Here is a 26,496-nt window from a genome sequence, read left to right on the forward strand (position 1 = left end):
GTGATATCAACGCCATATATATACAGAGCTAATATTGCGCATTTTCCCAAAGTGAGTACCTCACCCAAGGATGATTTAATCTATCAAAAAGATGGCGGTTTGGTAGTGAAAGGCGACAAAATAATTGCGTTAGGCGAATATGCCGCAATAAAAGCAGCATATCCTGACGCAGTGACAATTGACTACAGTAACAAGTTAATTGTGCCAGGCCTAATTGATGGACATGTGCATTTTCCGCAAACAGAAATGATTGCTAGCTATGGCGAACAGCTGCTGACATGGTTAGAACAATATACCTTTCCAACAGAATGCAAATTTTCGTCGTTTGATTACTGCCAAAAAATGGCTGATATATTTCTGTCGCAATTAGTTGCAAACGGCACAACGACCGCCCTTGCCTTTTCTACCGTTCATTCCCACTCTGCTGATGCGTTATTTGCCGCCGCCTCTAAGCGCAATATGGCAATGATCACCGGGAAGGTGTGTATGGACAGGCACTGCCCAAATGAACTCAGTGATTCCGCTGAAAGCGCCGTTTCAGATAGCGAAGCTCTAATAAAAAAATGGCATGGCCTGGGACGAAACCTATACGCTATTACGCCAAGGTTTGCGCCAACAAGTACAGACGCACAGCTCAACGCCTTGGGCGAATTGGCCGCCGACTATCCAGACGTATTTATTCAGACCCACTTGTCTGAAAACCTTGAAGAGATTGAATGGGTTAAACAACTATTTCCTGCACGCAAAAGCTACTTAGATGTGTATGCACATTTTGGCCTATTGCGGAAAAGAGCGGTGTTTGGCCACTGCGTACATATGACTGACGATGATTGGCAAAGTTTAGCGGATGCTGGCGCAACCGCCGCCTTCTGTCCTAGCTCAAACCTATTCTTAGGCAGTGGTTTTTTCGACAAGGCAAACGCCGACAAATTTAATGTAAATATTGCGCTTGCCAGTGATGTGGGCGCAGGAACAAGTTTTAATTTATTACGCACCTATGGCGAAGCATATAAAATTAGCCAAATAAATGGTGCACCAATAGACGCATTAAATGGACTATACATGATGACGCAAGGCGCCGCTGCCGCGCTAGATCTCGAGGCAGACATAGGCAACCTAAATCCCAATAGTTTTGCTGATTTTGTCGTCTTAGATCCTCATTTTAATGACTTGTCTACCTTGAGAATTGACGCAAACGCTGAATGTGCAGACATTCTCTTTGCCTTATCAATTTTGGGCGACGAACGATGTATTAAACAAACCTATATTGCCGGTGTCGCGCAATTGGGAACAACCAACTCTCATAAGGAATCCGTAAATGCCGTGGCTTGATTGGTTATCACTCGCCGTAAGATGGTTTCACGTAATCGCAGGTGTCGCCTGGATTGGTGCGTCATTTTATTTTATATGGCTAGACAATAGCTTACGTGAACCCCCTCAGTGGAAAAAAGACAAAGGCATTAAAGGCGATTTGTGGGCAGTACATGGTGGCGGGTTCTACGAAGTAGCAAAGTATGCATACGGCCCTGAAAAAATGCCAAGTACGCTTCATTGGTTTAAATGGGAAGCTTATACTACATGGATGAGCGGCTTCGCCCTGCTTATTCTGGTGTATTACTTTGGCGCCTCTGCTTATCTAATTGACCCAAGCATTAAAGCAATGTCGGAAAGCCAAGCTATCACAATGGGCGTTGCATATATCTTTGTCGGTTTAGCCGTATATGAAGTCGCATGCAGAAGCCCTTTGGGCAAATACCCAAAAATCTTTGCATTAGCATTAATGTTGTTTATTACCTTTGCTACATGGTTAGCGACACAGTGGTTTAGTGGGCGCGGTGCATACATTCATATGGGCGCACTCATTGGCACAATCATGGTTGGAAACGTGTTTTTCAATATCATGCCCGCACAGCGTAAAATGGTAAACGCTGTAAGCAACAAGCTAGACATTGATCCTGCATGGGGCGCAGGTGCAAAGTTACGTTCTGTGCATAACAACTATTTCACGCTTCCATTGCTATTCATCATGATAAGTAACCACTACCCTATGACTTATCAACATGAATTGAATTGGTTAGTTTTAGTGTTGATCATTGCCATTTCAGCTTGGATAAGACATTTCTTTAATTTAAAGCACTTAGGTATTGTTAAACCAGCAATATTAGTATCAGGCTTCGTTGCGATGCTTGCTTTAGCTGCATGGGTATCATGGCCTAAATCGCCAGCACCGGCTACAACTGAACATTCGCATGTGAGTGATGGCGGCTTAGCCAATGTTAACATACCTTCGAAAGAAACCGTGCAAACGCTTATCAAAACTCACTGCGCGGGCTGTCACTCCGCAGCACCGACTGATGAGGTGTTTAAAATCGCCCCATTAGGCGTCATTTTAGATACTTGGGAAGATATTGAACGTTTAGAAAATCAAATCATCCATCGCACGACTGTCACGCGAGACATGCCATTTATGAATAAAACGAAAATGACAGACGAAGAACGAAATTTGTTGACCATTTGGCATACGCGAGAAAAGCCCTAGTTGACAACGCATCATTTACGACGCGCTTTAAACACTTCAAACAAGTCGGCAGGCAGTTTTTTTGCTGACTTGTTAATGAATGTTTGGTCGTTTTCAATAGCGCTATTTTCACTTAATGCTGCATGCCCTCCATTCCGGCGACGGATTTTTTTATTCACTTGGTTTGCAACGATTTTCACATTCTTAGTGGATGTAAATCGGTATTCGATGGCATTTGGATAAGAGTGTAACAACACTACCTTATTGTTTTTAACGATAGTGTTAGGTGACTCTTCTAAAACAATACCAACATCAGCACTGGGGTGCGTTAAGTCCGCATGAACAATCATATTATTCATAATTACGCCAGCCTCGTTTTTTAGTCCTTGCAAGCCAAACCCAATACCTCTGTCTGAATTAATAATGAGATTATTCGTCACTACATTATTCGCGCTGCTATTCCACAAGTGAATCGCATGTTCAGCGACGCGTTTTTCTGGGCTTGCAATGCCAAAAAACTGATTATTGCGAATAAGCCATTGTTTTCCACCATGCATATCTATCCCTCCAATGTAATATTGAGGTCCAACACCCGCGGTATATGCAAATACGCAGTCTTCAATGCGCCCGAGGTCTGATGATACGTTTTGCTGTGCATTCGAGCTCACTTTAACAATCTGCTCTCGCGCATTTTGCAATCGACAATTTTTAATGGTTGTGAAGTCTGCGTCAGACTCACCGGCAATTTGTATTATGTGGTTGGGCGAGCCTTCAGCGGTCAAGCCACTAAGCGTGAAGTATTTCCCAGATACACGAATGAGATTAAATACTCTAGGCATCTTAATCATGCCAGGGCCTTTTAATACCACTGATGATGGCGCATTGTCCGCTGAGCGAATGGTAATATAATCACCAGTAACATTTAATGTCGAGTGTAATAGATACGTTCCGCGTCTAATGACTATTGCTGTGCGCGAATTAGCATTTGCTTGAGACACAGCTGCATATAATTCCGCCTCATTTTTTACGACGATTTTATCTAGCGATACCTTTGCGCGATGCAGCTCTGAATGTGCCGAATCAACGTTAGCGATACGTTTGTCGACAGCGTTTGTTTCTGCATTTACCTTAACGCTGATAACGCATGAAACGAGAGCCAAACACAGATTAATGAAGCTAAACGCCTTTATTATTCTTGTCATTGATTAAGGTCGTTTTCCACGCCATATTTTTTTGCATGCTGAATTAGTTGCTCACTATTTAAGTCGTCGGCAAAACAACAATTACGTCCATTCGCTTTGGCTTTATATAGCGCAATGTCTGCTCTTGATATCCAGTCTCTAGCACTTTCATGTTCCAAAAATTGTGCAATGCCAGAAGACACCGTGACATTTAAGTCAACATTACACCACGTCGCTTTATTTACCTCTTGCCCCAAATACATCGCCAATTTTACAGCGTCTAAAATAGCGGTTTGTTCCAATACAATCACAAACTCTTCTCCACCGTAACGAAACTCCTGGTCCAATTGTCGATACATCCACCCTAGACTATCTGCTTTCTACCATACTAATGTAGCATAGTAGAAAGCTGACACAAGAACCTCGCCCCTAGGGTGTTTGCATTAGGCGTTCACTAATAAAACTTGTATGCGTGGTAACCACATAAACGCTGCGGCACCGATGACACCAATTGCAGTAACAGCAGTACCCAAGCCCATCATTATGCTCACACCAACTACGCGAAGTGTATTGCCTTGTTTTCTAGCCCAAAAAACGAGCTCAACTATCAGCATCGGCAATAGGTAACAGGCGAACGAAAAAAACATGTCTGCCGGACCATCAAAAGTATTGTTATTACCATTTGGACCTTGGTTTATTATAAACCATCCCATCATGTATAAACGTAGCGTCCAAACACCATTCACAAGCATGAAGCTATGCACCGCCCATCGTTTGTGCGCATCAACTCTACCCTTGCGGGCATATCGCCATGCCAAATAAACGGCAATAGGAATTAATAAACCATTTATGGTAACACCAACTGCGCCAATATCACTGAATCTAGACCCTCTGATCCACGTTAAATATAAACCTGTTAACGCGCCAATCAGGCCCAATAGTAAAAAAAGACGACCATTCCAACGATGAAAGGCTGGGTAGCGCAATTTGATGTGTGGCACAAGTTGTAAAACACCACAAAAACTCAATATTGCGGCCGGTATCAAATGCGCAAACAATATAAAATTGCCTTTGTGATCCCCCACAATTAGCCCTGTTATCATGTGCGAAAAATCGGCTGACATAGGCTTACCTGAAATCACAGGCAATACCGATATTAAAAAAACGTAAACAGCAAAAAACCACTGTCCAACCAATGCCACAACAAACCATGACTTCACCAAGGTATTCAAGGATTGTTGTGGACTACTTAGTCTAAAAAAGGCCAATGTATTGTGTAGCGGAGCTGTTGTATTTCCATTCATACTGATTATCCAATATTGCTTAAACCAGCAGAAATTATCGATACAATCGCATATATATTCTCGCCGAATTCGGAATTTGATACCAAAAACACAAAGGTATGGGAGTAAATTGAGACACATTGCTTTACAAATGCTATTCGCGTTTTGTGCTAACAGCCAATAAACTACTAACACAATGCTTGACTGAATTTATGTAATCATATGTCTCTTCACTCTATCTATTTGCTTTTTTTAGTCATTAGTTTAAGCATGCTTATTGCCCAACTAATGGTAAAAAAGAAAAAAGCCGTTCATTTAGCGTTTGCAGCATTTAGTGGTTCGATGGCAATGGTCGCCGCTCAGCACCTTAGTGCAGAAAGTTTAGGTCCTTATCAGTATCTCATTGCACTGGGCACCTGTGTGACTTGCAACGGTTGTTGGTTAGTTGCAAGAGGTTTGTTCAGAACGCAGAATGCCATTCAATTAAGACATATTGTGTTTGCCGGCATCATTGGCATATTGGTTGTATTTATTCAAAGCATAAAGATGGCCGATGCATTTGGTGCAGGCAGTTCAACACCACTAGATACTATTTCACACTTTATTGGCGCCATTACAGAACTATTGTCTTCCACTGTATTAATGCTCACTGCTTGGGAGGCGATAAGAGGCTTTAACAATGACACAAAAATAATGCGTTACCAACGCATGATGTTTTTAGGCGTATTCGGCAGTGCTGTATTTGCGTGTTCAGTCATTGCGACAACGTTTATTGAGCCTAGTCGTTTTAGTAATGTTTTTCCTTGGTTTGTAGTTGTTTCGGCCATTAGTATTTTAGTGACGATTCAAGCAATTTTACTTTGGCAACACTATGATTCAATTGCAAACAAACGCAAATCATTGGCAAATACTATTCCTCAACATTGTAATGATACCAGCAGTCAGAATGCGGCGAAAACTAATAGCGTATTAACAATACCAGACGACGAACAACTGCTGATTGATGCTCTAAAACGTTTACTAATTGACGAAAAACTCTTCTTGCAGAACAACCTAAAAATGCAAGATATAGCCGCTCGGCTAAACGTACCTGAATACAGAGTAAGTAGAATAATTAGGACATATTTTGAAGCTAAAAACTTTAACCAATATGTAAATCAACTGAGGGTGGCCTACGCTAAAGACTTACTTGAAACACCAGATTACAATCATTGGACAATACTCGTCATAGGCTTAGAAAGTGGTTTTGCTTCAATTGGACCATTTAATCGCGCATTCAAAAGTGTATTTAATTGCTCTCCCAATGCATATAGACAAGACTTTCACAACAACAGTAACAATCGTAATTTAGAATTTAAAATCGATGAAAAAGCACCTATAAACAGTTAATAGGTGCGTATTCTATTCATCGATTTTTTCGAGGGAAAAAGGAACATACCCGAAAACGAACAAATAATAATAATGAATTCTAAAGATATATTTGTCAGTTTAGCCAAAATAGCACCTGTCCCTGCCCCTAAAATAATACTATTTATAAGGACATTCGAAAATTTAGGTGCTAATAAACAATGACAATGAGGACAATTAAAGTAATCCTCATTGACGTTTTTTCTAATCCAATTAAAAGATATTTTTTGCTTACAAGAGGGACAACGCCTACTAAACATATTTTTATCCTTTTGTGGAAACCTAGTAATGGAAGCCTTATTTTATAGAAATCCAGTGCTCTAGTTCAGTTAAAAATAGCGCTAGAACAATCTACTATCTCCTAGCTCGCACAACATATCGACTGAAAATTAACAGTGGCAAAGAACGTTCTAATTGAACCATATTGCAGAGATTTAAAGTAGGTAGAATTGCGACATTTCGAAAACAGTTTTTTTAAATATGTTGAGAGAGTTACCTAATTGATTCCTTCTCGGCTACTTAGCCAGTAGTGGATCTTCCTTATAGATTAAATACCGATAGCCGTTAGCAAAAATAAATGAAAATAGGAGTAAAGATAAATGCGCGAATTAAATATGAACGAAATGAGTGATGTCATGGGTGGCGTCAGAGCGGCAGTTGCGATTAGTGTATTAGGCTATATAGGCGGTCGAATTGCTAATAGCGTTGAATCGTACATTAAAAATAGAGAAAGAACGGAAAGCTCTGGTGGGCAAATGAATCAAGGTAGACGACTATCCCAATAAACAATTTTCTTTAATAGATGGGAATAAGGTAAACTTATTCCCGATTAAGAGGCTGCCATCTAATAGAGCAGTTAAATTACGTAAATAAGAAGCAAATTGGTTACAGTTTGGAGAATACTTTTTGAAAAACACACATACAATAAGCACTTGTTAAGCTCATGATCACCTTTCCTCCGTACATTGTTATTTGGATAAAAAACCTTGATTTTATACCCTATTGTATAGTCGTAGGTTTAATCAGTTTTATTGGCGCGTATACCATTTCACTTGGGGCAGAATTCTTCGGGATCAATTTGGAAGGCCAATTAAACGAATATACGACAAGTATCGATTTATCGATGCGTGGCCTGCTAATTATCATGTTTGTTGCGCCCATTGCCGAGACAATACTACTGTGCGCTTTTGTCAGTTTGCTAATAAAAAGTAAACTAAGCAATCAACAATGTTGCGTAATATCGGCTTTGGTTTGGGGAGCGCTACACGGACTTTTGGCACCCATCAAATTCTTAACCGCGACATGGACTTTTTATTTATTCAGTATTAGTTACGTCTTTTGGAAGCGGAAATCGCTCAAAAAAGGGCTCATAGCAGCCGCTATACCTCATATTATTTTAAATACACTGGGCATGGCCATTATACTATTGTCCTAGCAGCACCTCGCTTTTTACCAGCTATTTAGGTCGCTGAACGACAAATGGTTCAGTAATCCCTGCATATTCATTTGCGCCTAAACGTGCAAGAGGATGTACCTTTTCGGCATGCACTTTTAAGCGTAATTTATCGTCCATCGACGTTATATCTTCGTTAAGATAAATATGCTTTATCTCAACAAAAATTAACGCTTGGCTGGTGTTATCTAAATACTTAACTTCAAATAAATCACATGCAAAAGCAATGTCACATTCTTTTAATCGAGGCAGTTGAAAACCTTCAAAATCCACCGTAGTCAGGACATTGTCAGGCGCGTGACTGTTTATTGCATCTAGCTCTGACTCACCGTGTGCTAAGGTAGCTGCAGACTGCGTCACGGCTGTGGCTTGCTTAGCGCATGGAATGTGAATGACCATTTTTTTATTTTCAAGCACATTACTTAGCGTATCCTTATTTTCACACGTGGGTTTCTTGCCGACAGACAACATTAATAAAGCTGGGTCACTGGATACCGCCGTAAAATATGAAAACGGCGCTAAATTGAGTACACTATCATTGTCAATTACAGACTCAGTCAATGCCCATGCAATGGGTCTTGGAATAACGGTTTGCGTCATCAAGTGGTAACGTTCGCTGGCTGAGTATTCTGCAAAATTTATGTTCATATTCCGGGCATCTTCATGTAAGTGTGTTTTAATTGATGTATTATTTTATTGACCTGTATATCTGATTTATGGACACGTGCTATTCAGCGTCATCCTCATGAGAAGTATCATCAGAATGCGCTAGCGCCTCATCTTCAGTATTGTATTTTGCGTCAATTGATTTGGTGGTGTTTACACCTAATTTTTTAAATGCTTGCGCTTGATTAATTAAGTTACCTCTGCCTGTAGATAATTTGTTCATCGCTGCATCGTATGACCTATTGGTTAACTCAATGTTTTTACCGATTTTTTCCATGTCACCGACAAAATTCGCAAATTTATCGTACATTTTTCGCGCTTGCTCAGCTATTTTAGCCGCATTTTGATTCTGATATTCATACTGCCAAATATTGTGAATAGTACGCAAGGCCACTAACAAATTGGTTGGACTAACCAATAAAATCTGATTATCTAAGGCCAGTTTAACTAAGCTTTGGTCACCTTCAATAGCCGCAATGAATGCCGACTCCACTGGTACAAACATCAGGACGTAATCAAGCGTTTTAAGGCCTTCTAGGTCTTGATAGTCTTTTTTACTAAGCCCTTTAATATGTCCACGAATTGAGTTCACATGCTCTTTAAGTGATTGTTCTTTCACTGTTTTATCTTCGCTATTTACATAACGCTCATATGCTACCAACGAAACTTTTGAGTCAATGACAATGTCCTTGTTATCTGGCAAGTGAACGACAACGTCGGGTTGATAGCGCTTCCCCTCTTGATTAACAGTACTCTTTTGCACTTCATACTCATGACCGCTGCGTAAACCGGACTCTTCGAGTACTCGTTCAAGCACGATTTCCCCCCAATTTCCTTGCTGCTTATTGTCGCCTTTTAGGGCATTCGTTAAAGCAGCGGCTTCTTCGGTAATTTTCTGGTTTAACTCTTTTAAGCCTAAAATTTCAGACTTCAGCGCCGCGCGCTCTTTGCCTTCAGACACATATTGGTCAGTAATTTGCTTTTTAAAATCATCTATTTGCAATTTTAATGGGCTCAATAACTGATGTAGTCCTGATTCACTGGTTTTGGTAAATTTTTCAGACTTTTGTTCAAATATCTTATTCGCAATATTTTCAAACTCAGTCCCCAAACGCTTTTCAGCCTTATCTAACACATCCAACTTTTCTTGCATGTGTTCGCGCTCTTTTTCGATAGATGACTTCAAAGCTGAGTTTTCAGCACTAACTTTCTGTATTGTTTCTAGTTGCATTTCCAAGCGAGCTTGCAAGTCTGCTTTATCTTGCACAAGCTGATCTAAGTGGCTCACTTTTTGATGCATTTCACCCAATACACGTTGATTGTGCGTATTGGTATTTTGTAATGCATCTATCTTCGCGTCGTTTGCTTGATTATCGATGACTTTTTGTTGTTTCAATTCCGCAATTTCTGCTTGCAAGGCTTCGATTTTATCTACTGATTGTTGCTGTTGAAAATGCCATATTTCATTGTTTTTCTCTGCTTCAATACAAGCATTTCTATGCTTTTTATTCGTGTTCATCAACACAATCAAATAGATGATACAAACGATAAGTAAGATGATCGGTACAACTATGCTTATTTTAAACAGTGTCGATAATGCCAAAAATGCGTCCATTGAGCTTGCTCATCTCCATATTACTCTTTTAGTAAACGAAACAAAAAAGGCTCACAGCAACTGTACTATAAGCCTTTAACATAACTGACAAGTTTAATGCGGTCAGTACTACTTAGAAAGCTCAGTGTCTAAATCAGCAATTTTAGCTTTCCAAATGGCAGGGCCAGTTTCGTGAGCATTAGCCCCTGTACTATCAACGGCCACGGTCACCGGCATATCTTCAACATCAAATTCATAGATTGCTTCCATGCCTAAATCCTCAAAGGCGACTACCTTTGCATTTTTTATTGCTTTAGAAACCAAATACGCCGCGCCGCCAACAGCCATTAAATAGACAGATTTATGTTTAGCGATACTTTGTACTGTTGCAGGGCCTCGCTCTGCTTTTCCAATCATGCCAATAATGCCTGTATCTTCTAGCATCAAATCCGTAAATTTGTCCATACGCGTTGCCGTCGTTGGCCCTGCAGGCCCTACCACTTCGTCACCCACTGCATCTACGGGTCCAACGTAATATATGAATTTGTTACTAAAGTCGACGCCTTCTGGCAAACCTTCACCATTGTTAAGCATGGTCTGAATACGTTTGTGAGCCGCGTCACGACCCGTTAACATCTTCCCGCTCAACAACACCGTTTCACCCACCTTCCACTCTTGGATATCATCTTTAGTCAGCGTATCCATATTAACTCTGCGAGTGTCTTTGCCAACTTCCCACGTGACTTCCGGCCAATCTTCAAGCGCTGGCGCTTTTAATTCAGCAGGACCACTGCCGTCTAGGTAAAAATGCGCGTGGCGTGTTGCCGCACAATTAGGGATCATCGCAACAGGTTTAGACGCTGCATGGGTTGGCACGGATTTGATTTTTACATCAACGACTGTCGTCAAGCCACCAAGCCCCTGGGCACCTATACCTAATGCATTCACTTTATTGAAGATATCAACGCGTAATTTTTCTTCTGTTGTCTCAGGACCCCGCGCCAATAACTCAGGCATGTCAACTGGATCCATCAACGACTCCTTAGCAAGCACGGCCGCTTTCTCTGCTGTGCCACCAATACCTAAACCAAGCATGCCGGGAGGGCACCAACCTGCGCCCATCTGTGGCAAGGTCTTTACCACCCATTCAGCAATATCATCGCTTGGGTTCAGCATAACCATTTTAGATTTGTTCTCTGAGCCGCCCCCTTTTGCAGCTACCATCACCTCTATTTTATCACCGGCAACCATGTCGATATGCACCACTGCTGGTGTGTTATCTTTGGTGTTTTTACGTGCACCTGCGGGATCTGACACGATTGATGCACGTAAAGGGTTATCTGGGTTGAGATAAGCGCGGCGAGTCCCCTCATCTACCATTTCCTGTACTGTCATATCTGTTTTGTCCCACTGAACGGCCATGCCTATTTTAACAAAACAAGTTACAATCCCGGTATCCTGACAAATAGGGCGTTTTCCTTCAGCAGACATCCTAGAATTAATGAGAATTTGTGCCATCGCATCTTTTGCCGCTTGGCTTTGTTCTTTGTTATATGCATCCTCTACCGCTTTCACATAGTCTAGGGGGTGGTAATAGGAGATGAACTGAAGCGCGTCTTCAACGCTATCAATGAAGTCTTGTTGACGAATAGTGGTCATATCTTCCTCATAAAAGTATGTTGCCGAGAGATTTTCGCAAGTATACTACCGTTAAAGTGTCGATAGACCAACAAAACCAATACTTACTTTCGCCAGTTTTTAATTATCGGGAGTAAAAAAAGCGTTGTCGGCGTAAAATTTAGGCAAATCGCACAATTTGCATCAATACTACGTTACGAATAAACGTCGATGAAAACACATCGCAGAGAAGAATGTCGCAGCAAAAAATACAAATTACAAAAATAGACTTGCCGTATTCTACAAGTCATGAATTGTTTAGGCATGTTGAAGCACAGGCGTGGTCAATATTACTAGATACGTCAAATAACCGCCTAAGCGACGGACGATACGATATTATCGTGCACTCGCCAACGTTTACGTATGAGTTTTGGGCAACTACCGGCTCAGGGAAAAGTAAAGTCACAACATACAATGAACATCACTCCTTACCTAACGTAAGTACGCAAACTTGTCCGTATACCGCCTTGTCGATACTTCAAAAAGCATTTGATGCCAAGGTAATAAAAGACATTTCAGACGAAAACGAAACGCTGTCTAATTTACCCTTTAAATTAGGTGCAATGGGGTTGTTTGGTTACGACGTTAATACTGCTACGGATAAAATCAGAGACAACTCGCCAACGCAATACGCACTGCCCGATATTGCAGTCGGTTTTTACGAACAATCACTTATTTTCGACAATTACACTGGGAATATTTATCATTGCAGCGCCGTTAGCAATACTGATGCTTGGTTAGCGCCTTTTTTCAGGCGTTTACCCAAAACCCCAACGTCTTTTCAATTGATGTCGTCTTGGTCTTCTAACATGTCAGAAAAAAGTTACTGCGCTAAGCTGGCAGAAATTGATAACTATTTGCGAGCAGGCGATTGTTATCAAATTAATTTTGCGCAGCGATTTAATGCGAGTTATTACGGCTCTGAATGGGAAGCATATCGATTGCTTAGTTCAAAAAACAAAGCGCCGTTCTCTGCGTTTATAAGACTAGAAAATGCCGCCGTACTAAGTGTGTCGCCTGAGCGCTTTTTAAAAGTCAAAAACAGACATGTAGAAACAAAGCCGATTAAAGGGACACGTAAGCGTGATGATGATCCCAATGTCGATCAAGCGTTAGCAAGTGAACTACAAGCCTCAGAAAAAGACCGTGCAGAAAATTTGATGATCGTAGACTTGTTACGCAATGACTTAAGTAAGCACTGCAAACCATTTTCAGTTCAAGTCCCATCGCTATTTTCTTTGGAAAGTTACCCCGCCGTTCATCACCTCGTTACCACCGTTATTGGCGAACTAAAAGAAGAAGCAAGCCCATTTGAACTTTTAAAGGGTGCTTTTCCAGGCGGGTCTATCACGGGAGCACCCAAAGTTCGTGCGATGCAAATTATTCAAGCGCTTGAGCCAGACAAGCGAAGTATATATTGTGGCAGTATCGGCTATGTCGGTATTCATGGAGACATGGACACCAACATCTGTATTCGTACGGTACTTGCAGAGACAGCAACTGATGGAAGCAAACAAATGTATTGTTGGGCTGGCGGCGGCATCGTGTTAGATTCTAAAGCAGATGCAGAGTATCAAGAAACCTTCGACAAAGTCGCTAGAATACTCCCCGTATTTGAACAAACACTTGGTAATCATACCAGTAAGAAATCTGCTAACAAGGACAGTTTTTCTTGAATACGAATGACTTCATCAAGGCTTTTCAAAGACCTTGGGACTATAATTTACACCAAAGGAGTATTTTTCCCGAGGCAAATCGCCCTGCTGCCGTATTACTTTGCTTAAATCCACAAGATACTGAACCTCACGTTATTTTTACAGAACGAGCACACCATTTAAAACATCACGCGGGGCAAATCAGTTTTCCTGGCGGAAAAGTAGAAAATTCAGACAAAGGGCTGGAACACACGGCATGCAGAGAAGCGGAAGAAGAAATAGGTTTGTCTTCCGAATTAATTAACGTTGTTGGCGCAATGCCAGAATACAAAACCATCAGCGGATTTGCAGTAACGCCAATTATCGCTTACTTATCGTCGATGATAAATATTCACAAAGATTTACGTCTGGACGAAAACGAAGTCGCCAGCGTTTTCGAAGTACCTTTGTCTTTTTTACTTTCACATGAAAATTATGAGACAAAACAGTTAACGCGTAAAAACCAACAAACGAATGTACACTATATCAAATATCAACAACACACGATATGGGGCGCAACAGCCGGGATGTTGTTCCAATTAAAAGAACACATCTTACACAAATAAGTATCAAGCCTACCGTTATTTGTTCGTCGAAATATTTATCTCTGGGTAAGTTGCTGACTGTCGCTTTACCAACTCAAAATCAAGAATATGACGATGCCCCCGCGCCAAAAGTTTATTCGTTTGCATCATATTTGATGTCAATAGATCTACGGCAAGTTCGGCCATTTCCATAATTGGTTGGCGAATAGTGGTTAAATGCGGAGACATTGTGACCGCAAGCTGTGCATCGTCAAGTCCCCCTACAGACAATTGCTGTGGCGTCTTAATGCCAAGTTTGTTTGCGACGGATATTGCAGCCGCAGCCATTTCATCATTTGCGGCAAAAATAGCAGTCGGCCTGTCATCTCCGGCTAACAACGCATGAGATGCCGGAATACCGGAATCGTAAGTGTAGTAACCTTGGACTATATATTCCGGTCTTATTTTTAGGTTATTTGCTTGCATAGCTGCCTCAAACCCTTCTTCTCTCAAGCGGCTAGCGGCTTGGTTTGGGTGCCCTTTTATATGTGCAATTTTAGTATGGCCCAAGCTAATTAAATATTCAGTCATCGCATAACCTGCCTTGAACTCATCAATAGCAATGAGTGGCGATATATTTGAATGGTCATCTGGTGATATTCTTACAAACGGTATCTGCGCATTTTGCAATAGCTCAAGGATTTGCGGATTGTTACTTATAGGTGCAAGCAAAATGACACCATCAATTTGTGTCACATCAATCAATTTTTTAACGGCTCTGTAAAACTCATCGATATCGCCGTCAATGCCATCAGGCACCAAATGGTGATCAACATTTCGGCAACTTTTCAGTGCCCTCAATAAAAATTTACTGACGTAAGAAATATCCAAGTCTTGATACAATAGACCAATCATGTATGATTTTTTACTGGCAAGGCGCCTGGCCGCCGCATCTGGACTATAATTTAATCGTTCAACAGCATTCATTACCGCTTTACGTTTTACTTCGCTGACTTTAACACCGCCATTCAAAACTCGAGAAACGGTCATGTTCGATACGCCAGCAAGCTCCGCGACATCCTGGATACGCGCTCGTTTTACTTTTTCCATAAACTAATAACTAACCTTATATATACGAGAAAGATTATATCATTCGACATAAGCCCACAAGACTGCCTTACATCAAATTCTACAACGCCTAAACTTACTTTATCCGTTATTGTCTTTACTAAATTTCAAATCACCAACATTTCTTTACACCAATACCAAATGCTCTCGCGGGGTTTACTGTCAACAACTGGTCTATATCTTCCATAGTAAACCCTCGTTTCATTAATTGGGGAATCAGTTTTGTAAAAATATGTGTGAATGGTTTTATACTTTGCTCGGGCCTCTGAGGGTCGTACCACCCAGCATCATGCGAGAGCAAAATGCGATCTAGTATATTATTCTGTTTCGCAAATACGAGTTTGTTTACATGCAAATCAACATCCCATGCGACGCCATCGAGTCCTATCCACATGCCCTCTTTAGCAGCTTGGATATATTCGGTATTGTTTTTTTCAAATTGGGCGTGCACCCAAACAAACGCCGCAGGAGAAACCCCCTCTTTCTTTAATATCTCTATTTGTGGCCATAACCCGAGCGCAGGGCCTGTATGCGATAGTATTGTTAAGCCTGTTTTTAAATGCGTTTTTGCAGCAGCATGTACCAACTTACTGTCAATCGGGTGAAGGGGTATTGTTGCGTCAACACCAATCTTAATGAAGCCGGGCCTTATGCTTGTTCCATCTATTCCTTGTTCGTATTCGCTAATCCATTTTGCTGCCAAATCGGTGTCTGACATAGATTTTACATACTGAGGAATGAATATTTTCCCGCGAGCGCCGTACAAGCCCGTATTTGTTAATATCGCGATATCTTGCGCTGTAGACACTTTCGCCAATAAATTTACGTCACGACCAAGGTATTTTGGCGTAGCATCTACAAAAAACTGTACGTCAAATTGTTTGACTGCCTCTAATTGTGGCTTCATCGTTTTCACAACGACATCGTGATTCCAATCGGCAGCGCTAATTTTATCAGCGCCGATAAAATCCACTAAAATATGTTCATGCGTAAGCCAGATAGAATCTTCTGTGACTTTCATCCCACCGCCAACGGTTAATATTTGATGAGGAGAAATATAGGCATGCTTAACGCATGGATCATCCATGTTTTTTAACTCTGCATAACTACTCTTTATCGCGATGGCTAACCCGGCCAAAACGCCAAATATAAACATATATTTTGTTACACTCTTTATCTGTTGTTTGAGCATAATAACCACCTTGATTTCATTTCAAAGAGTAAATTGTAAACAATTAAATACGTACAACCCTTATCACTCGTTCACCTGTTTAGATTCACGTTGAGATTTTGCACTCACATCTTTATCTTTTTAATTTATATAACTATTTTCTTTCATTGTGCATTTTAAGCACACATCCTAGTAAAAATCATATATGAACAGATACGTTTAAATTTTATCAAATGTTTTACTTGAAAATAATAAAAAAACCTCACATATAACAAAAACAACATTTTACAAACAAAATATTATATAGCGCATCCATCTGCAAAACTTTTCTGTATGTTTGATAGCGTTCAAATCCTGTTGCAAATTCGATTTAGAATCTTCAAAAATAAAAAATCTATTAAAATCAATGTAGTTGAGAGTTACATTTAATTAACATACACAGCATTCCCAAGGCACCAAATACACTTAAATATGTTAACGCTATCACCATATTAAACAATAGCTGAAGATCCATTTGATGCAAATTTTAATTTCACATAACAAACTGCTTGACGAGTGTTAAGTAAATGTTGTCTCCTTTAAAGGTATTTGTAACAAAACCTAAACAAAAGCATCGCAATTCGTAACGATTAAATTCACCTCTTTACGATGCTGATTGTTGTAAATGCAAGATAAGCACGTTGCACAGTAGTTTCGTCAACTTTGTTACTCGTGAAGTTGGCTGAACACAAATATTTACCCATTGGGAGACACACATGAGTAATACTGGAACACGATTCAAGTTGAGTGCTCTGACGCTAGCGATGATAGCGGGAGGTGCCAGCCACCTTGCTTACGCTCAAGAAGAATCAGAAGTTGAAGTACCGTCCACACAAACCAGCGAAAATGCTGCGGATGCTGAGGACAATGTAGGTACAGAAGTTATAAAAGTTGAAGGCTTTAGAGGCAGTTTGTTTAAAGCGCTTAACGAAAAGCGTTTTTCAGATACAGTATCAGATTCAATATTTGCTGAAGACATTGGTAAATCTACCGATCAAAATATTGCAGATGCACTTGGCCGCGTAACTGGCGTTACCGTGCAGTCCGTTGATGGTGAGGGTTCAAGAATTACCGTTCGAGGTGCTAACCCGAATGAGAACATCATTACATTAAATGGCGTGCAATTAGGTAGTTCAGATTTTAACCAATCGGTTGATTTAAGTTCATTGTCTTCAGATATTCTTTCGCGTATCACCGTTAAGAAAACGGCGAGCGCGGATGACGACGAAGGCTCATTGGGTGGTACAGTTGAACTGGCAACAGCAAGGCCATTAGAAATTTCTGAAAACTTACGCAGCGTTACCTTGCAAGGGCGATATAACGACTTTTCAGAAAAGTCTAACTACAAGCTTTCTGGCTCATTCTCTCAAAGTTTCTTTGACGACACGGTTGGTATACTCGTTACCGCCTTCGATGAAACCCTAGACGTACGTCGCGATCAATTCAGTGTCGGCAACTGGCGTGCACAAGATGTACGTATTGCCCGAGATTTAGATGGCAACATCATTTCAAATACCAAGGCAATCACTCCATCAGGTATTAGTTACCAATTGTGGCAAAACACGCGTGATAGACGCGGTTTTACGACTACCTTACAGTGGTTACCGACAGATAGCACAGATATTACGCTTGATGTGACATCAAGTAAGCAGAATGTTGCCAATTCATTTGACCAATTAAATATTGCGTCTTTTGTTCAAAACTTGGAAAACTTAGAAGCAGGCGTTCCCCACTCAAATCAGTTATTTGGCCGTGAATATATCCCAGATTTTTCTGACCCTCAACAAGACTGGTGGACAGTAGATACTGACAATCACACTATAGTAAAAGCCATAAACCGATTCGCCGATGGTGGCTTTAATAATTCGAGTAACGAGCAAGAAGTTACTAACAACGTATTTACGCTCAACATTAAACAAGAAATTACTGATAGCTTCCGTGTTGAAGCGCAAGTAAGCAGTGCAGAAACAGAACTTGAACAACCACTAAGTTTCAATTTAAACCTGATTGCAAATGGTGCGACGCCTGCAACGAAATTACAAGCAGGCCCTTTTGGGACGCCGCACACTGGTATAGACCCAGCAGGTTTTGATTGTACCTCAGGTGTGTGTAATGCAGTGGTTAGTACCGGTGTTGGTTCTCAACTTAACCCCAATACACCATGGGACAACCGCGGTGTTGCGTCATTTAACCCGTCCGATCTACGCTCCATTTTCATTAACTTAGGTATCAATGGTACCGAACAAACCGTTACAGATGAAATACAAACCGCGGAAATTGATTTTGATTGGGACTTAGATTTTGCAGGTATTACCACAGTAGAGTTTGGCGCTAAATACACCAAGCGTGAAAAGTTTGTTGATAACCAAGCCCAACGCTTCACAAACACAAACACACCAATAGAAGTTCTCCAATACGATCCAGATGGCACTATTATTGGTACCCGTTTAGTAGCTGCAAACATTGGTCTTGGCAACATTAGTGCGGATAACTTGGCCACTGGTGAAGAATTCCCATATTCTGATTTTATGCAAGATCTTGGATTTGATTTGCAAGGTTCAGTGGCTACTTGGCCTTTGTTATCTCAGGAAGACTTACTAGCAAGAGCTTTTGCCGAAGAGGAACTGTCGATTGCCGTAGATGATTCTCAAACCAGAAGAGCCGAGGTAGAAAGTCAAGCAGCCTATTTGAAGTTTAATTTTGCATATTTTGATGACAGATTGTCAGGCAACGTCGGTGTTAGATGGGTAAGAACTACACTAGAAACATTGGGTAGTTCGGGTTTTCAATTTGATAACAGCGAGCCTGTCAACAGACGTTACGACCCCTTCTTATTCGCAACACTGCGTGATGTGACTAATCAGTCTTTAAGTCCTTGTGAATTTACCAATGTGTTCGAGCCAAACCCGAATGCATGGAGAAATAGAATTGACGGCACGGGTTGGGATAGAAATGGTACAAACGACGACCCGTCTGACGATACACGAATTCCAGTAGACCCTGCGGGCTACCCTTGTTTTGACGAAGGTCTATTGCAAGGAAACCTAAACGAGTTCACTGCAAACAGGCACATCGACATTACCCGTCAGCAAACTTGGCAATGGGGAGACGATCCTTCACAAATTATTGACAATACCTTAGTTGTTTTCCCCACGGCAGGCGACAATGAGTATGACCTTTTCTTACCCAGTTTATCTTTAAACTATCAAGTAAGAGACGACTTAATTGGCCGTTTTGGCCTATCTAAGACAATGTCTAGACCGAACTTTGAAGCGGTAAGAGCTGGTTTCAGCGGCGGTGAAAACATTTGGGCCGGTCAAGGGCAATTGCGTGGAGGTGTAGCAGAATTCAACCCAAAACTTAACCCGCAAGAGTCAGTTAACATTGATTTATCTATCGAGTGGTATTTCAATCCAACAGGGTTATTGTCAGTCGCATTGTTCCGCAAGGACATGACTAATTTCTTAGAAACAGAACTTAGACAAGGTTTCATCGACGACTTAAGACGCTTAGACACGTCGGTACCATATGACACTAATAACTTATTTAAAGATGCAGACAGAGTAAGAGCGGATTGGGCTGCAAATCCTGAGTTACTTACTGGTTTGGGTCCAAATGCATGTTTCCCACATAGAGCAAACTTCTTTGATGTTACTGGTAACCCAGAATGGATGTTTGATGACTCAGACCTTACAGAATGGTGTGCAATTTACAACTCAACTCGTCAACGCAACGGTGACGGCGCAGTTATAAATGGTATTGAAATTGGCTATCAACAGAACTTTGATTTCTTACCGAGCTTCTGGTCCGGCCTAGGGGTTACCGCAAACTATACCTACCAAGAAAGTAAGTTAGATGCAGAAGAAGGAGAGGACGCAGAAAAATTCCGCTTCCCTCGTGAACTAACGCCTGAACATACCTACAACGCCACCGTATTCTGGGAGCAGGATGGACATCAACTTAGATTAGCTTATCGAGCTAATAGCGAGCAGCTTGCACAGCGTACCTTTGGTCAGGGCGCACTCTGGCTAGACGGCACGGAAAGTTTAGACTTTTCCGCCACATATAATTTGTCTGAGAATGTCGACCTAACCTTTAATGCGATTAACTTGACCGACGATGCTCCAAGACAGTTCTTTACATCGCGCACATTCGAAGTGTTACCAAATGGCGATGGAACATACGCCCCATTAGATGAGAGTAATATTTTCGAGACTGGTGCATACCAAGGAAGAACTCAAACATTAAGTAAGACCGGGCGTATTTATCGTTTAGGCATTAGAGCGAAATTTTAGGAGTTATGAATATGAAATTTACACATAAAAGTTTGCTAGCTACAGCGGTAGTTACTGCACTAACTGGCTGTGGCGGTTCTGATGGTGATTCATCTGCCCCAAATTCTGCACCGGTATTCGATAGAACTGTTGTTGAGGCGAAAGACTTTTCCGATGTAGTAAGTGAAACTGCAATTGCCAATGGCGATTTTACAACCGCTGTGGTCGAAAATGGCGAAGACGTGCAATGGGAAATAAATGTTTCCGAGCGGGTACGTTTTTTTACAAACCCAATTAATGCGTCAGCGGAACGAGTTGACTATTTTACAGTTGACCTACTTGAAGGAGTTTCAGACCCTGACGGTGATGTTCTTTCAGTCAAAGAAGTTGAGTTTATCTGGCCAGGACCTGACTGTTCTGACACCTTGTCAAATGCAGTGCAGTTTGACTTTATCTGCGATGACATTTTAGAGCCACTTGGTTACTCAGCGGGTCAAGAAGGCTTAACCTTCATTGACATTACCAGAATTCGTGAAGCGCAAAACTTGCCATTAATAGACGAACCGGTATACGGATTTGATTTACGCCAAAGCGAATTACGAGTATCTCCTCGTTTATTCGCCCCCCTGTTACGAAATACGCAAACCGCTCAAATGCACATGCGTTACGTTGTAACCGATGGTGAAGAAGAGATAGTCCGCATTGTCAAAGTCACTGTTGACGGTTGGGATAGTGCGCCATTATTTGTTGAAGTTGAAGATGACGGCTCACCACGCATGGAAGGTGGCGAGTTTGTACCAATCCCTGAGATGGCGTCACAAATCTCAGAGAAAAGCGATGTTGTTACTATTGACATGTTAGAGGGTGTATTCGACCCAGACGTGTTTAACACGGAAAATATAGCCGAAGAATTTGGTGACCTAACAGAACTCTACGACGGCAGACAGACGTACCAACCTGAATTGATTTCAGTTGTGAATGCGGCGGTAACAACGCTAGACGGCTCGGAAGTGCCTGAAAACTTTGCGTCGACCTCACAAGTTTTTAATCCTCTCACTGAGAAGTTTGAGTTTACGCTTACCATAGACCCTTCTGTTTACGCTGACATCCTAGCAGGCGGTGAGAATCAAGAGGTCATAATCACTTATCAAGTCACTGATGGCGATAATTTTACGACACGTTCTATACCCATTACGGTGTTAGGCGCGAATGAATTTAATGCACCTATTTTTGATAGCGACTTAGCATTATCTATCGGTACGAATGACTTCATTACGGAAGTGGATTTACGAGATGGGTCGGTTGACCCTGATGGCGACAGTATAAGTGTTGTTAACCTCACACCACTGCCAGGCAGTGAAGAGCAATATGGTGTCGACCTGTCAAAAGAAAATTTTGTGACGATTGACCCTTATGCCTTTACCAATTTAGCAGAAGGTGAAACACAAACCCTTTCGTATACTTATGTATTATCTGATGGTGAACTTGCATCGCAAGAACGCCGCGTAGATATAGAGATAACCGGCGAAGCTGCTAACCTGATATACAAGGATCCTGGCTTTGAACAAGGTCCTGGTTCTATCGGTAATGGTCAGGAAAATCCAACACCGGAATCGGGCTGGGTATGGCAGTGGTCGGCAAATAGCTTCGATTTACTCAGTGTTAGCGCTGACGCCGCCCATTCAGGCGATTGGGGTGCGCAAATTGGTGACCAAGCCACCTTCCTAGCAATGCATAGATCGGGCATTACTCAAGGTGAAATTGTTGAAGGCAATAGGTTCTACTTGAGTTACTTCTCAAAAAGCCTTGATCCTAACGCTGCAGCAGATACGCGTATTCAAACGTTCTTAAACAAAAACGGCGTGTTTAGCGATTCTGACATCTTAGAGTTCAGATTCTTAGGCAGCAATGAAGCGCCTGTTACTGAATGGGGTGAGCGCATTGCGACTTATGTTGCGTCTAATTTCTTCGATAAAGATTCGACACCAGACTTTAACTTTACGGTACAAGTGAATACTGACTGGGTACTTGATGACTTTAGGTTGATTAAATTTGAATCCCCGCTTGAAAGGCAGCTTATACCTTTTGGTAACTTCAATGCTAACAGCAATGAAGGCTGGAAAGTGGAAGGCGACGGCGCAACACTTGCGGTAACAGAAGAAGCTAACCGTAACCCAGATCCTGACGGCGTAGAGTATGGCTTGCAGATTGAAACGGGTGACACAGGCGGCGCATTAGTGTTGGACGCTGACAACTTTGCTCAAGGAAAAGTAAAGTCAGGCATTCGTTACATTGTGCAATTTGATGCCCGAACGGCGTCAATGGCCTCTTTCCCATTTAATTGGAGCTTTAGTGAAGTAAACGGGTCTGACAATTTCACTCGACGTCTGCAAGTGGGCGAGCCATCGAATACTGCGTGGAACACGTATTTTATCCACCTGGATACTGGCAGTGATGCGTTTGACTCTCAAGGCCCAGTGAATTCAGATCTGAATTTCAACTGGTCTGACGCAGAAGTTGAAGTACGACTGCAATTACCACCAAACTCAGAGATTCAGCTAGATAATATTAATATCTATCCTGTTCCTCGTTATTAATTTAGTGGAGTAAAACTCAACTATACAGTTGTGTGTGCAATAAACCTCGTTCCGAGCTAGTGTGCGAGTTCGGTTCGGGGTTTATTTTTAATTTAAAGCATATAGGTTGTTGATACTGACTTTTGAATGGTGAACGAATCATATATATTTGACGCAACAACACGCAGTTAACGAAGGCCTACAAGTGTTACCAATTCCAGAAAATATCGCCATTGTTGGCCTAAATATCGAAAGCCTCATAACGGCATTAATACTAAGAAAAGCGTACCATAGAGATTTCGTTAATATACGAATCGTCAATATCGCAAACCCAACGCCGCATTCAAACATTAGCTTAGTTGATAAGCAGCTAAATCAATTACTTACCCATTATGAAGTACCAGAAGCCCAATACTTAAAAACGCTCAAGGCCGTCCCAATTATCGCGACTGAGTTTGATGAATGGTCAAATACTGAATTTATTATTCCCAAAAAACATGAGGCTGATATATTTTTTCATCCATTACTTCAAGAGATTTCATCGTTAAAGCGTCAACATTTTGATCTACGCTTAGACACAAACGACTTTTTCTTTTCTCATTATTTGTCTGCAAAGAAACTACAAATAACTTCAGAAAGTTTTCCTTTTGCTATAGAAAACGGCTACCAAGTCGATTCGAACGCACTCCATGAATTACTCGTCGAAATTGCTGAGAACAACCATATACAAATAGACCGCAAAGACACATTTGATTTTAGGCTTGATACGTCTGGAAACATCTTTTCAGAAGATTTTGGTGACGGTAACGACAACGAATATATATTTGATTGCTCGGGTTTTAGCCAGATACTGACGTCTAAGTTACCCGGCTACTGCCAAAAGCAGTTGCCGAAAATCAGACAAAATAATAGATGCCTAAGTGCAACACTAACAAACACCCATCAAGACAGAAAAATTACCTGCGTCGCCATGAAAGCCGGCTTTTTAACTATATGCAACACTGAACAAATCACTGAAATTCAGTACTTTTACAGTTCTCAATATACGAGTGATGAAGACGCAAAAACTGAGTTGCTGGATTACATACAAAATAAAAAGCATACCAACGTCGCCAGCCTTAACTTGTACTCTTCAGGCCAACACCTTGTCGCAGCACCATGGCAAGGCAATTGTGTCGCCCTTGGGTTAACAGCAGGTTTTAATCAACTACCTGTCGTAAGCAGTATTGAGCATTTAATGCTCTCGGTGACTGATTTTGTTGACAGCATACAAATAGATGCAAACGAAGATGAAATAAAGGCGGCATTTAACGCGCGCGTTACAAAGCGATATGAGTACTGTCGAGCGTTTGGTGATTTGAGTTTGTTGCTGCAAAGCAAACTAGATTTCCCGTACTGGCTCATCCCTCAAGACAACACACTATTGAGCGAAGTATCAGGAGCAATGCTCGCCTTATGGCGTAAAGGGGAAGATCTAAACGCTTTGTCAGTAGCAGATATAATAGGCGAGCAAGCATGGTATGCACTCTTTTGTGGCTTAGATCATTTTCCACAATCAAACCTCCAAAAGCACGTCAATGAAAACGCAATTGAAAAAGAAGTATACGAAATGAAACGCCGATTTGAAGGTTATAGTAATAACTTCACGCCGATAAATGACAGTTTCGACAAACCCGCCGACCAAAAAACAATTGAAAATAGCGCAGTGAGCGAGGAAGACAATGTATAAAAATATCGTCGTTTTAGGTGGCGGCACCGCTGGTTGGATGAGCGCCGTATATATCGCTAAAAAATGGGCGCACAAAAACTTTCGCATTCAGGTCATTGAGTCTGATGCAATCGGCACAATCGGTGTAGGCGAAGGCACTGTGCCATCCATCGCAGACTTCTTTGACGCCTTAGGCATTCCTGAACATGAATGGATGCCTAAGTGCAACGCAACTTATAAAAACGGTATCCGCTTTAAACAATGGTCTTCTGTAGACGGTCATGAAGACTATTTTCATCCTTTCTATTCAGAACTTGATGCATTTCACAAACAAGCACTTTTAACTAGCATCGCGTTAAGAACACAAGGTTTTAATACGTATGCTCACCCTGATGTATTTTCGGTGGTTAGCAAACTTGACCAAGAAGATAAATCGCCAATATCATCAGAAAACTACTTGTTTAAATCAGCATATGCTTATCATTTTGACGCCGGTTTATTAGCTGATTTTTTGAAAAGCAAAGCAATTGAACTTGGTGTAGAGCATACCGTCGCGACCATCTCTGACGTCAAACTAGACAATACAGGGGCTATCGCTTCAATAATATCTAACGATGGGACCGAATTTTTAGGCGACCTTTTTATCGATTGCAGTGGCTTCAAATCGATGTTGCTTGGCAGAGCGCTCGGCGTTGAATACATCAGCTTTAATGACACCTTATTAAATGACGCAGCGGTTACCGTCGCTACCGAAATGGACAGTTCAATTCCCAGTGCAACATATTCCACTGCGCTGTCATCCGGTTGGGCTTGGCAAATCCCGTTAACGCATAGATACGGCAACGGGTATGTTTACTCCAGTAAATACATAAGTCCAGAACAAGCCACAATAGAATTACTAGAACACTTAAATTTACCCGAAGGCACGCCTGTAAATCACGTAAAAATGCGCGTTGGACGGTTTGCCAAAGGTTGGGAAAAAAACTGTGCAGCCCTCGGTCTAGCTCAAGGCTTTGTAGAGCCTTTAGAAGCCACGGCGTTACATTTTGTTACTCAAAGCGTCATTGACCTAGTAAGCGCGATAGAGGATGCAAATTATAGCGATGCTAACCGTGATATTTACAATAAAAAACTCGAAGCTAGATTCACCAGTACTCGAGACTATATCGAACTACACTACTTGGCAAATAGTCGAACTGACAGTAAATACTGGCATGCAGCACGATCATTTACACCAAACAGGCGATTACAACGACTAATTAATGCTTGGCAACGCGGTGAAAACATAGCGCATGTATTGAACGAAGAAAAAGTTAGCTTGCAATTATTTAGTCTAGAAGCTTGGGTGTATTTACTTGCTGGTAAAGGATTCTATTCGACGACAAATGAACGAACACTAAAAGTAGCGCCCGACAACGTAAACGTAAATATTGAACGCATAAAGCAATTTGTTAACATCAGTGCCACACATTTTAAAAGTCATAAACTTTCGCTAGAAAATTTGAAACCTTAACATCGACGACTGTGTACATATGATAGTTATATGTTTGATATTATTGACTTTTAAAGTAAAAACCACACTATTTTCACTCACTAGGTCTTA

Annotated in this window: 19 protein-coding genes; 11 read left to right on the forward strand and 8 right to left on the reverse strand. The window is 41.3% G+C overall.

What is annotated here, in order from left to right:
- Complete coding sequence (gene guaD, locus QQK00_RS06020; protein ID WP_284216576.1) at window positions 1-1,332, forward strand: guanine deaminase; 1,332 nt, start codon at window positions 1-3, stop codon at window positions 1,330-1,332.
- Window positions 1,319-2,539 (forward strand): urate hydroxylase PuuD, encoded by a 1,221-nt coding sequence (locus QQK00_RS06025; RefSeq protein WP_284216577.1) that lies wholly within the window; start codon window positions 1,319-1,321, stop codon window positions 2,537-2,539. The genes guaD and QQK00_RS06025 overlap by 14 nt, the downstream gene beginning before the upstream one ends.
- 11 nt (window positions 2,540-2,550) lie before the next feature.
- Here QQK00_RS06025 and QQK00_RS06030 read toward each other — a convergent pair whose 3' ends face one another.
- The 3 genes from QQK00_RS06030 to QQK00_RS06040 form a co-directional block, all read right to left on the reverse strand.
- Window positions 2,551-3,720: a right-handed parallel beta-helix repeat-containing protein gene (locus tag QQK00_RS06030; RefSeq protein ID WP_284216578.1), complete on the reverse strand. Its 1,170-nt coding sequence runs from the start codon at window positions 3,718-3,720 to the stop codon at window positions 2,551-2,553.
- Window positions 3,717-4,058 (reverse strand): GGDEF domain-containing protein, encoded by a 342-nt coding sequence (locus tag QQK00_RS06035; protein ID WP_284216579.1) that lies wholly within the window; start codon window positions 4,056-4,058, stop codon window positions 3,717-3,719. The genes QQK00_RS06030 and QQK00_RS06035 overlap by 4 nt, the downstream gene beginning before the upstream one ends.
- Window positions 4,059-4,142: 84 nt before the next feature.
- The gene (locus QQK00_RS06040) at window positions 4,143-5,003 is read right to left on the reverse strand and encodes a DUF2306 domain-containing protein (RefSeq protein WP_284216580.1); all 861 of its coding nucleotides are present in this window, start codon (window positions 5,001-5,003) and stop codon (window positions 4,143-4,145) included.
- Between the two features lie 201 nt (window positions 5,004-5,204).
- Between QQK00_RS06040 and QQK00_RS06045 the strand changes: the two genes are divergently transcribed.
- The 3 genes from QQK00_RS06045 (at window position 5,205) to QQK00_RS06055 (ending at window position 7,824) form a co-directional block, all read left to right on the forward strand.
- On the forward strand, window positions 5,205-6,371 hold the full coding sequence (locus tag QQK00_RS06045; RefSeq protein ID WP_284216581.1) for a helix-turn-helix domain-containing protein: 1,167 nt from the start codon (window positions 5,205-5,207) through the stop codon (window positions 6,369-6,371).
- Between the two features lie 617 nt (window positions 6,372-6,988).
- The gene (locus QQK00_RS06050; RefSeq protein WP_284216582.1) at window positions 6,989-7,174 is read left to right on the forward strand and encodes a hypothetical protein; all 186 of its coding nucleotides are present in this window, start codon (window positions 6,989-6,991) and stop codon (window positions 7,172-7,174) included.
- Window positions 7,175-7,332: 158 nt separating this feature from the next.
- Window positions 7,333-7,824 (forward strand): CPBP family glutamic-type intramembrane protease, encoded by a 492-nt coding sequence (locus QQK00_RS06055; protein ID WP_284216583.1) that lies wholly within the window; start codon window positions 7,333-7,335, stop codon window positions 7,822-7,824.
- Between the two features lie 21 nt (window positions 7,825-7,845).
- Here the strand turns inward: QQK00_RS06055 and QQK00_RS06060 are convergent, their stop codons facing one another.
- The 3 genes from QQK00_RS06060 to QQK00_RS06070 form a co-directional block, all read right to left on the reverse strand.
- Window positions 7,846-8,490, reverse strand: coding sequence for a flavin reductase family protein (locus tag QQK00_RS06060; RefSeq protein ID WP_284216584.1), 645 nt, complete (start codon window positions 8,488-8,490; stop codon window positions 7,846-7,848).
- A 79-nt stretch (window positions 8,491-8,569) separates the two neighbouring features.
- A complete protein-coding gene (locus tag QQK00_RS06065; protein ID WP_284216585.1) occupies window positions 8,570-10,123 on the reverse strand; it encodes a DNA recombination protein RmuC in 1,554 nt (517 codons plus the stop codon).
- Window positions 10,124-10,231: 108 nt separating this feature from the next.
- Complete coding sequence (locus QQK00_RS06070) at window positions 10,232-11,761, reverse strand: fumarate hydratase (RefSeq protein ID WP_284216586.1); 1,530 nt, start codon at window positions 11,759-11,761, stop codon at window positions 10,232-10,234.
- Between the two features lie 212 nt (window positions 11,762-11,973).
- Between QQK00_RS06070 and pabB the strand changes: the two genes are divergently transcribed.
- Both pabB and QQK00_RS06080 read left to right on the forward strand, forming a co-directional pair.
- A complete protein-coding gene (pabB, locus tag QQK00_RS06075; RefSeq protein WP_284216587.1) occupies window positions 11,974-13,455 on the forward strand; it encodes an aminodeoxychorismate synthase component I in 1,482 nt (493 codons plus the stop codon).
- Window positions 13,452-14,039, forward strand: coding sequence for a CoA pyrophosphatase (locus QQK00_RS06080; RefSeq protein WP_284216588.1), 588 nt, complete (start codon window positions 13,452-13,454; stop codon window positions 14,037-14,039). The genes pabB and QQK00_RS06080 overlap by 4 nt, the downstream gene beginning before the upstream one ends.
- A 15-nt stretch (window positions 14,040-14,054) precedes the next feature.
- Here QQK00_RS06080 and QQK00_RS06085 read toward each other — a convergent pair whose 3' ends face one another.
- A complete protein-coding gene (locus QQK00_RS06085; protein ID WP_284216589.1) occupies window positions 14,055-15,107 on the reverse strand; it encodes a LacI family DNA-binding transcriptional regulator in 1,053 nt (350 codons plus the stop codon).
- A 130-nt stretch (window positions 15,108-15,237) separates the two neighbouring features.
- Window positions 15,238-16,317, reverse strand: a complete 1,080-nt coding sequence (locus QQK00_RS06090; protein ID WP_284216590.1) for a phosphotriesterase family protein — start codon at window positions 16,315-16,317, stop codon at window positions 15,238-15,240.
- Window positions 16,318-17,051: 734 nt separating this feature from the next.
- On the opposite strand from QQK00_RS06090, the gene QQK00_RS06095 reads away from it, so the two are divergent.
- The 4 genes from QQK00_RS06095 to QQK00_RS06110 all read left to right on the forward strand — a co-directional run bounded on the left by QQK00_RS06095 (window position 17,052) and on the right by QQK00_RS06110 (window position 26,406).
- Entirely contained in the window at window positions 17,052-20,630 is a 3,579-nt protein-coding gene (locus QQK00_RS06095) for a TonB-dependent receptor (protein WP_284216591.1), read from the forward strand.
- A gap of 11 nt (window positions 20,631-20,641) precedes the next feature.
- Window positions 20,642-23,206, forward strand: a complete 2,565-nt coding sequence (locus QQK00_RS06100) for a hypothetical protein (RefSeq protein WP_284216592.1) — start codon at window positions 20,642-20,644, stop codon at window positions 23,204-23,206.
- 148 nt (window positions 23,207-23,354) lie between these two features.
- A complete protein-coding gene (locus tag QQK00_RS06105; protein WP_284216593.1) occupies window positions 23,355-24,914 on the forward strand; it encodes a tryptophan 7-halogenase in 1,560 nt (519 codons plus the stop codon).
- Entirely contained in the window at window positions 24,907-26,406 is a 1,500-nt protein-coding gene (locus QQK00_RS06110; protein WP_284216594.1) for a tryptophan halogenase family protein, read from the forward strand. The genes QQK00_RS06105 and QQK00_RS06110 overlap by 8 nt, the downstream gene beginning before the upstream one ends.
- Window positions 26,407-26,496 lie beyond the last annotated feature (90 nt).

This window comes from Agaribacter marinus, from assembly GCF_030160655.1.
In the GTDB taxonomy this organism is placed as follows: Bacteria; Pseudomonadota; Gammaproteobacteria; order Enterobacterales; family Alteromonadaceae; genus Glaciecola; species Glaciecola marina.

Excerpts from the sequence above, each read along its gene's own strand:
- QQK00_RS06025 (WP_284216577.1), top strand. The coding sequence starts at position 1,319 with ATGCCGTGGCTTGATTGGTTATCACTCGCCGTAAGATGGTTTCACGTA.
- QQK00_RS06030 (WP_284216578.1), bottom strand. The coding sequence starts at position 3,720 with ATGACAAGAATAATAAAGGCGTTTAGCTTCATTAATCTGTGTTTGGCT.
- QQK00_RS06035 (WP_284216579.1), bottom strand. The coding sequence starts at position 4,058 with ATGTATCGACAATTGGACCAGGAGTTTCGTTACGGTGGAGAAGAGTTT.
- QQK00_RS06040 (WP_284216580.1), bottom strand. The coding sequence starts at position 5,003 with ATGAATGGAAATACAACAGCTCCGCTACACAATACATTGGCCTTTTTT.
- QQK00_RS06045 (WP_284216581.1), top strand. The coding sequence starts at position 5,205 with ATGTCTCTTCACTCTATCTATTTGCTTTTTTTAGTCATTAGTTTAAGC.
- QQK00_RS06050 (WP_284216582.1), top strand. The coding sequence starts at position 6,989 with ATGCGCGAATTAAATATGAACGAAATGAGTGATGTCATGGGTGGCGTC.
- QQK00_RS06055 (WP_284216583.1), top strand. The coding sequence starts at position 7,333 with ATGATCACCTTTCCTCCGTACATTGTTATTTGGATAAAAAACCTTGAT.
- QQK00_RS06060 (WP_284216584.1), bottom strand. The coding sequence starts at position 8,490 with ATGAACATAAATTTTGCAGAATACTCAGCCAGCGAACGTTACCACTTG.
- QQK00_RS06065 (WP_284216585.1), bottom strand. The coding sequence starts at position 10,123 with ATGGACGCATTTTTGGCATTATCGACACTGTTTAAAATAAGCATAGTT.
- QQK00_RS06070 (WP_284216586.1), bottom strand. The coding sequence starts at position 11,761 with ATGACCACTATTCGTCAACAAGACTTCATTGATAGCGTTGAAGACGCG.
- pabB (WP_284216587.1), top strand. The coding sequence starts at position 11,974 with ATGTCGCAGCAAAAAATACAAATTACAAAAATAGACTTGCCGTATTCT.
- QQK00_RS06085 (WP_284216589.1), bottom strand. The coding sequence starts at position 15,107 with ATGGAAAAAGTAAAACGAGCGCGTATCCAGGATGTCGCGGAGCTTGCT.
- QQK00_RS06090 (WP_284216590.1), bottom strand. The coding sequence starts at position 16,317 with ATGCTCAAACAACAGATAAAGAGTGTAACAAAATATATGTTTATATTT.
- QQK00_RS06095 (WP_284216591.1), top strand. The coding sequence starts at position 17,052 with ATGAGTAATACTGGAACACGATTCAAGTTGAGTGCTCTGACGCTAGCG.
- QQK00_RS06100 (WP_284216592.1), top strand. The coding sequence starts at position 20,642 with ATGAAATTTACACATAAAAGTTTGCTAGCTACAGCGGTAGTTACTGCA.
- QQK00_RS06110 (WP_284216594.1), top strand. The coding sequence starts at position 24,907 with ATGTATAAAAATATCGTCGTTTTAGGTGGCGGCACCGCTGGTTGGATG.